The organism is Brevundimonas sp. (genome assembly GCF_035626535.1).
GTDB lineage: Bacteria > Pseudomonadota > Alphaproteobacteria > Caulobacterales > Caulobacteraceae > Brevundimonas.
Genome location: NZ_DASPNO010000090.1, coordinates 1 through 7,394, shown reverse-complemented (window position 1 = coordinate 7,394; position 7,394 = coordinate 1). Strand labels below are relative to the sequence as shown.

Here is a 7,394-nt window from a genome sequence, read left to right as displayed (position 1 = left end):
ACCCGGACGTGCTGCGGGCGGGGTTGAGGGGGGTGGGATAGAATCCCGGGTCACCTCCCCATCGGCCCAGGCCGATGGGGAGGATAGATCGGCGCGTCAGCGGCGATCAGGAGGGGATGGCGCAGGCGTTTGCCAGCCAGGCGCCAATCACCTGCCCTCCGCGCCGCCCCCTCCTGACCGCTGCGCGGTCGTCCTCCCCATTCGCCTTCGCTCATGGGGAGGTGAACGACGTTCAGTGCATCGCCAGCATCCACGCCGCCATAGCGACCATCATCAGGTTCTCGGTCAGGGAGACGAAGCCGAGCGGGACGTTCGACGAGCCGCCGACGCAGGCGCATTTCAGCTCGCGTTTGTCGATATAGACGGCCTTGAACACCGAGACGGCGCCGATACCGCCGATGAAGAGGGCGACGGGCGCGGACAGCCAGGTCAGGACGCCGGCCAGCATCAGTACGCCCGCGCCCAGTTCGGCGAAGGGGTAGATATAGCCGTAGGGCACCCAACGTCGCGCCAGCAGGTCGTAGTTGAGGAACATGGTCGAGAATTTCTCGACGTCCTGCAGCTTCAACATGGCCAGCAGACACATGGCCACGGCGATGAAATTGGGCAGGACCATCGTCGAGATCGCCCGCATCGCCAGCCAGTCGATGGCGACGGCGATCAGGGCGGCGACGGCGAAGACCACCAGCACCGGGGTATAGCTGGTCGCGCCCGGCTCAGGGACCTTCTGGCCGAAGAAGCGGCGCAGGTCGTCGTAGCCGCCGATGCGGACGCCGTCGATGAAGGTCTGGGGCGTGGTGGGGACGCCGTGTTCGGCCTTGAAGGCGTCGGTCTCGGCGCGGGTCTTCAGATGGTGGTCCTCGATCTCGTAGCCCTTGCGCCGCAGCAGCCAGCGGGCCTTCTGGCCGGACGGGCAGAGGTGGTCGGGCATGACCATGCGGTAGAGGACGGCGGTCTTCCGGGGGGCGGCGGCTTGCGCGGACATGGGGGCTTTCTCCTGTTGCCGATAACGGTCCGCGCCCCATGTAGGGTCCGTAGCATGGTACGGAGTCAAGGCATGTCGGATATGACCATCGCGCGGCTGGCGGCGGCCGGCGGCGTCGGGGTGGAGACGGTGCGGTATTACCAGCGGCGCGGGCTGCTGGAGACGCCGCCGCGGCCGGAGGGATCGGGGTCGGGCGGCGGGGTGCGGCGCTACGGGCCGGAGGACGTGCGGCGGCTGCGCTTCATCCGCTCGGCGCAGGCGGCGGGGTTCACCCTTGAGCAGATCGGCGAGCTGCTGGCGCTGGACGCGGGCGAGGACCGGTCGCGGGCCCTGGCCCTGGCCGAAGCGCGACTGGTCGAGCTGGACGCGCGGATCGCCGAGCTGGAGGCGGCGCGGGCGTCGCTGCGGCGGCTGGCGGGGGCGTGCGCCGGCGGAGGGCGAGGGCCCTGCCCGATCCTGGAGGCGTTCGAGGGTTGATCCCTTCTCCCCTTGCGCGAGAAGGTGGCCGAGCGCAGCGAGGTCGGACGAGGATCGCGCCAGCGGCGGTGACAGGCGCCCCAACTGCAGTCGATGACTCCCGCTGTCCCGTCGCCCCCTCGTCCGTCAGCCTTCGGCTGCCACCTTCTCCCGCAAGTGGAGAAGGGCGCGATCAGGCGATCTGGCCCAGGTCCACCCCCATCCGTTCGGCGGTCAGTTCGCGCGCCCTGCGCCGCGCAGGACGGGCGAAGGCGCGGGCGTAGAAGGCCTTCACATTGGGGTAGCCGTCCATCAGGTCGGTCTCGCGGATCTCGCGCAGGACGTCGGCGAGGGTGATGTCGGCGATGGTGAAATCGTCGCCCGTGATCCAGTCATGACCCTCGAGCTGGCGCTCCAGCCCGGCCAGCCAGCGGGTGGCGAGGCCGACCAGAAACTCGCGCGCCGCGGGGTCCTTGCCCATGACGCCGGCGTCGACCATGGCGATCATCGACAGGGCGGGCTGGACGGTGGCCGTGGCGGCGAAACACCACTGGATGACCCGCAGCCGCCCCGCTTCGTCGGCGGGCATCAGGCAGGCGGATTTTTCGGCCAGATGGATCAGGATGGCGCAGGATTCGGCGATCACCAGACCGTCGTCCTCCAGCACCGGGATCTGGTTGAACGGGCTGATCGCCGAGAACGCTGGGCTGTCGGCCTCGCCGCCCAGATAGTCGAGGGCCTTGATCTCGTACGGCAGGCCCATCTCCTCCAGCGCCCACTGAATGCGGATGTCCTTGGTCTCGCCGATGCCGCCGGGGAACATGTTGGCGAAGGCGTGGAGGGTGATCATGGGGCTTTCTCCAATGGCCGCTGACCATGCTGCTATAGCGCACCCTCAAGAGACGTCACCTCAACCGACCGTAGGGCTCTTCTTAACCAGGGAATTGCGGAAGCCCACAAATGCAGGTTGACTGTCGCCAGCGCCGTCAGGGCGATACTCGGGACCCCACAAACATGAAGCGGGTGTTTGTCAGCTACGGTGCGCCCGACATTGCGATCGCCCAAAAGATTGTACGAGGACTTAAGCTGTATGGCTTCGCACCACTGCTATTCGAGAATGACGCAAGGCCGGGCCAACGCCTGCACCGCTTCATGCGGGACAGTATAGAAACCTCTGACGCTGTCATCCTACTCTGTTCTCGCGCATCGCTCGGCCGTTCCGGCGTCATCAATGAAATCGAGCAATGTCTAAGGCGCGAAGCAAAGCTCGAAGGTCAGACCTTATTGTATCCGATTGCGCTGGATGATTTCGTATTCACGGACTGGAATCCGTCCTACCCAGGGTTTGCAACCGAGATTCGGGACAGGGTCATTATGTCCCTGCCAGCCGATTCAGGTCGGAAAGCATTCAAGTCAGGCATGGATCGCCTGGCTCAGGCGATCGGCGACAGTCTCGCGCCAAACAATGTTCGCGAACTAGCGGCGCACTATACAGTCGATCTCACGGATGAACGCGGGCACATCGCGGATCTAACCTACCGTCGGCTGTTCCGCCCTCTTACAGCGGAGGTCAGGCATATCGATGTTCAGAATTTTACATCTTCGGGAGATGTGAAGTTTATTTCGGCAAATATGGGAAGTCTTCAGTTTGCCCGCGACGACGGTGGGCAGAAGAGAATGGCCTTCGTTTTCGATGCTCCTCTCGACCGGGGGAGAGACTACGAGTTTGTCGCGAAGTTTTTGGCCCTCGACTGCCACTTGGAGAACACAGAAACAGCTCTTTTCAACAACACACGGAATTACGAAAAGCTATCCATCACGGTCAATTTTCCACCATCAAGGCCTGCGACGTCAGCGAGACTAATTAAAGTACTAGGGGCCAGCCGTACCCAGGTTCCGACCAGTCGTATCAAAAATGGTGGTGAGAAACTGAGCGTTACCGTTCCGCGGCCGCAGCCCTACGCAACCTACATACTGGAATGGGACTGGTAGTCACAGCGGAATATTATCGTGCTTCTTCCACGGGTTCTCCTGCACCTTCCCCTTCAGCGTCCGTAGCGCCCGGATCAGCCGCCGCCGCGTGCCGTGCGGCATGATCACGTCGTCGATGTAGCCGAGGCCGGCCGCGACGAAGGGGTTGGCGAAGCGGGCCTTGTACTCGGCCTCGCGGGCGGCGAGGGCTTCCGGGTCGCCGGCCTCCTTGCGGAAGATGATCTCGACCGCGCCCTTGGCCCCCATGACGGCGATCTCGGCCGAGGGCCAGGCGTAGTTGACGTCGCCGCGCAGATGTTTGGAGCTCATCACGTCATAGGCGCCGCCGTAGGCCTTGCGGGTGATGACGGTCAGCTTTGGCACGGTGGCCTCGGCGTAGGCGAACAGCAGTTTGGCGCCGTGCTTGATCAGGCCGCCGTACTCCTGACGCGTGCCGGGCATGAAGCCGGGCACGTCGACGAAGGTCACCAGCGGGATGTCGAAGGCGTCGCAGAAGCGCACGAAACGGGCGGCCTTGCGGCTGGAGTCGATGTCGAGGACGCCGGCCAGCACCTGCGGCTGGTTGGCGACGACGCCGACCGTCTGCCCGTCGAGGCGGCCGAAGCCGGTGACGATGTTCTTCGCGAAGTCGGGGCCGATCTCGAAGAATTCGGCCTCGTCGACCGTCTTCAGGATCAGCTCCTTGATGTCGTAGGGCTGGTTCGGATTGGCCGGGACCAGGGTGTCGAGGCTGGGCTCGTCGCGCTCGGGGTCGTCGTAGGAGTCGCGGACCGGGGGCTTCTCGCGGTTCGACAGGGGCAGGAAGCCGATCAGGCGGCGGACCTCGCTGAGGGCCTCCAGATCGTTCTCGAAGGCGCCGTCGGCGACCCCCGACTTGCCCGCGTGCACCCGGGCGCCGCCGAGGTCCTCGTGGGTGACCACCTCGTTGGTGACGGTCTTCACTACGTCGGGGCCGGTCACGTACATGTAGGAGGTGTCCTTCACCATGAAGATGAAGTCGGTGATGGCCGGGCTGTAGACGTCGCCGCCGGCGCAGGGGCCCATGATGACGCTGATCTGGGGGATGACGCCCGAGGCAAGGGTGTTCTGGAGGAAGATGTCGGCGTAGCCGGCGAGGCTTTCGACCCCCTCCTGGATGCGGGCGCCGCCAGCGTCGAACAGGCCGATGATCGGGGCGCCGTTGGTCAGGGCCATCTTCTGGATCTTGACGATCTTGGCCGCGTGGGCGCCCGAGAGCGAGCCGCCGAAGACGGTGAAATCCTTGGAGAAGACGTAGACCAGCCGCCCGCCGATCGTGCCGCGGCCGGTGACCACGCCGTCCCCGGGGATGCGCTGCCTGTCCATGCCGAAGTCGTGCGAGCGGTGCTCCACGAACATGTCGGTTTCCTCGAACGAACTTTCGTCGAGCAGCACCTCGATGCGCTCGCGGGCGGTCAGCTTGCCCTTGGCGTGCTGGCTGGCGATGCGCGTCTCGCCGCCGCCGAGGCGGGCCGCGGCGCGGCGGGCTTCGAGCTGTTCGAGGATGTCTTGCATGGGGCGTCTCCTTGAGCGCTGGCTTAAGGAGGGGCGGAGGCGGAGGCAAGCGCCCCCTCCGCCATCCTTCGGATGGTCCCCCTCCCCCAAGGGGGGAGGAATGCTAGCCCGCGAAGCCCTCGCCGAGCAGGGTGGGGGCGGTCAGGCCCGCCAGCCGGGTCAGTTCCGCGACGTGGCCGGCGAAGGCGGACTTGCCGGCGGCGGTCAGGGACAGCCAGGTGCGCTGGCGGCCGTCGAGGGGGGCCTTGCGGACGGCGACGTAGCCGGCCTCCTCGAGCTGCTTCAGATGTTTGGACAGGACCGAGTCGGAGACGCCGATGGCCTGGCGGATCATGGCGAACTCGGCCTCGTCGACGCCGGACAGGATGGCGCAGATCTGCAGCCGGCCAGGGGCGTGGATGGCGGGATCGAAGCTGGGAACCGGGGTCACGACTCGTTCTCCAGCTCCCGGCGGTAGACCCGCATCCACAGGCGCGAGGCCACGACGGCGATCAGCCCGGCCGCGGCGCCGGTGGCGAACGGCGCCCACCACAGGCCGAGGCGGCGCGTCAGCAGCAGGCTGGCGATGCACAGGCTGACCAGCACGAAGCCGAGGCCCAGCGCGACCCAGCGGGCGCGGCGCGGCGACAGGCCGCTGACCCAGACCCCCGTCTGCTTGCGGTACCACTGGATCATCAGCACCAGGCCGAGCATGCAGACGACGACGATCAGACTGCCGTACGGGGCCGGCACGCCAAGGCTGGCGACGATGCCGCCGCAGATCAGGCCGTAGGCGACGTCGTAGCTCCAGTGAACCGTGAGGCGGTCGCCAACGGAGCCGCGGGCGGCGCGGATGGAGGCCAGGGCCTCGGCGGGAGTCGGGTCTTCGGTCATCGGCTTCCTCACTTTCTGATCCGGAAAGTGACAGCGACTTTCCACATCGTCAAGTGATTATTTTCCGACTTGGAAAGTCAGGTCCCGAGAGCCTTGAACCACCGTTCCAGCAGCGCGGCCTCCGCCCGGCGGGCGGCGGTGCGTTCGGCGGCCTCGGCGTCGACGCCCCACTGGCGCTCCTGGAAGGCCTCGTCGAGGCGGGAGAGTTCGAAGGCGGCCTCTCCGCCGAGGACGCCGCGCTGGACGGCGAAGGCGAGCACGGCCGAGCCCAGCAGGGGCGTGGCCATGGCCAGTCCGGTCAGGGCGAAGTCGTCGAGGCGCAGGGCCAGTTCGCGCACGCGGGCGATGGCGCCGGGAGCCTGGGCGCGGTGCATGATCCCCTCCACCGCCTCAAGGTGGGCGCCCAGCTCGATGGCCGCCCAGTCGCGCCACGGGGTCCACTCGCGGGCCTGTTCGACCGCCAGCGCCGTCGGATGGTCGGCGAGGTAGCAGAGCAGGTCGGAGCCGGCGAAGGCGGCGACCTCGTCGGCGACGGGCTCGCGGGCCTGGCTGACGCGGTCGATGGCGGTGGAGGCGAGCCGGGTGGCGGGCATGGTCCCCGGCTCGATGAACTCGCCCTGGGCGGCCCATTCGTCGGCGACGAGCCGGGCGGCGGCTTCGGTCGGCAGGGTCAGTTTCGCGCCGGCGGGGGTCCTGGGCGTGCGGCCGTCGAGGATGACGCTCCAGCCGCCCTCCCCTTTCTCGACATCCACGGCCTCCCAGAAGCGTTTCAGGCGCTCCTCGGACTCGCGGAAGCCCTTGCGGGCGGCGACGTTGGGGTCGAGGGGCGGGATATGCGACATGGCCGCGATATAGGACCCCGGCGCGGGATTGCACAGCCGCCGGAAGACGCGCCAGATGGGTTCGCGCCCGTCCGCCGGAGGTTTCCCATGAAGGCCGCCCTGCCCCTGATCGCGCTGCTGGCCGTGGCCGCCTGTCAGGCCCCGCCCGCAGCCCCCGAGCCGCCCGCCGCGCCGGCCGCTCCAAGCGCGCCCGAACCGCCGCAGCCGCCGGGCGGGCCGCCGGCGCCTCCCGCCGCTCCGACCATCCTGTCGGGCCTGAGCCGCGCCGACTTCGAGAACCGGCTGGAAAACGGCGCCGGCTGCACCCTGTCGCGCGGCGAGGCTGATCTGGTGGTGGCGGTGATCGGCGACGCCGTGGCCAAGGTGGATGGCCGGGTGGTCGACCTGACCGGCGCTCCCCTGGTGGAGATCAGCGACATGGCGCGCGGCGGCCGCTTCGAGGGCGGCGGCGCGGTGATCCAGGTCGACGCCGCGCCCGATCTGGGCGATCGCGTCGCCGAACCCGAGGGCGCGCTGCGTCGTCCCGTGCGGGCCACGGTCACGTCGGGCGGCCGGCGCGAGGTGTTCACCGCGGACTGGACCTGCGGCAGCTAGGCGTCAGGCCGCGTTCGGTTCAGACGGCGCTCCTCAGTCGTCATGGCCGGGCTTGTCCCGGCCATCCATGAACTCGGTGGTTTCAGAGGGTTCGAAGTCCGCCGCAACGACTCTTCCTG

At 67.7% G+C, this 7,394-nt stretch carries 9 protein-coding genes; 3 read left to right on the top strand and 6 right to left on the bottom strand.

Annotated elements, in window-relative coordinates; translation table 11 throughout:
• Positions 1-232: 232 nt before the first annotated feature.
• Entirely contained in the window at positions 233-985 is a 753-nt protein-coding gene (locus tag VEC04_RS13575; RefSeq protein WP_324777528.1) for a MauE/DoxX family redox-associated membrane protein, read from the bottom strand.
• A gap of 72 nt (positions 986-1,057) precedes the next feature.
• Between VEC04_RS13575 and VEC04_RS13570 the strand changes: the two genes are divergently transcribed.
• A complete protein-coding gene (locus VEC04_RS13570) occupies positions 1,058-1,462 on the top strand; it encodes a MerR family DNA-binding protein (protein WP_324777527.1) in 405 nt (134 codons plus the stop codon).
• A 172-nt stretch (positions 1,463-1,634) separates the two neighbouring features.
• Here VEC04_RS13570 and VEC04_RS13565 read toward each other — a convergent pair whose 3' ends face one another.
• Positions 1,635-2,291, bottom strand: a complete 657-nt coding sequence (locus tag VEC04_RS13565; RefSeq protein ID WP_324777526.1) for a glutathione S-transferase family protein — start codon at positions 2,289-2,291, stop codon at positions 1,635-1,637.
• 164 nt (positions 2,292-2,455) lie between these two features.
• Between VEC04_RS13565 and VEC04_RS13560 the strand changes: the two genes are divergently transcribed.
• On the top strand, positions 2,456-3,433 hold the full coding sequence (locus VEC04_RS13560) for a toll/interleukin-1 receptor domain-containing protein (RefSeq protein WP_324777525.1): 978 nt from the start codon (positions 2,456-2,458) through the stop codon (positions 3,431-3,433).
• Here the strand turns inward: VEC04_RS13560 and VEC04_RS13555 are convergent, their stop codons facing one another.
• The 4 genes from VEC04_RS13555 to VEC04_RS13540 form a co-directional block, all read right to left on the bottom strand.
• Positions 3,434-4,966, bottom strand: a complete 1,533-nt coding sequence (locus VEC04_RS13555) for an acyl-CoA carboxylase subunit beta (RefSeq protein ID WP_324777524.1) — start codon at positions 4,964-4,966, stop codon at positions 3,434-3,436.
• 103 nt (positions 4,967-5,069) lie between these two features.
• Positions 5,070-5,396 (bottom strand): transcriptional regulator, encoded by a 327-nt coding sequence (locus tag VEC04_RS13550; RefSeq protein WP_324777523.1) that lies wholly within the window; start codon positions 5,394-5,396, stop codon positions 5,070-5,072.
• Positions 5,393-5,839, bottom strand: coding sequence for a hypothetical protein (locus tag VEC04_RS13545; protein ID WP_324777522.1), 447 nt, complete (start codon positions 5,837-5,839; stop codon positions 5,393-5,395). The genes VEC04_RS13550 and VEC04_RS13545 overlap by 4 nt, the downstream gene beginning before the upstream one ends.
• A gap of 77 nt (positions 5,840-5,916) precedes the next feature.
• A complete protein-coding gene (locus VEC04_RS13540) occupies positions 5,917-6,681 on the bottom strand; it encodes an ATP12 family chaperone protein (RefSeq protein WP_324777521.1) in 765 nt (254 codons plus the stop codon).
• A gap of 87 nt (positions 6,682-6,768) precedes the next feature.
• Between VEC04_RS13540 and VEC04_RS13535 the strand changes: the two genes are divergently transcribed.
• On the top strand, positions 6,769-7,275 hold the full coding sequence (locus VEC04_RS13535; protein ID WP_324777520.1) for a hypothetical protein: 507 nt from the start codon (positions 6,769-6,771) through the stop codon (positions 7,273-7,275).
• The last annotated feature ends 119 nt before the right edge of the window (positions 7,276-7,394 follow it).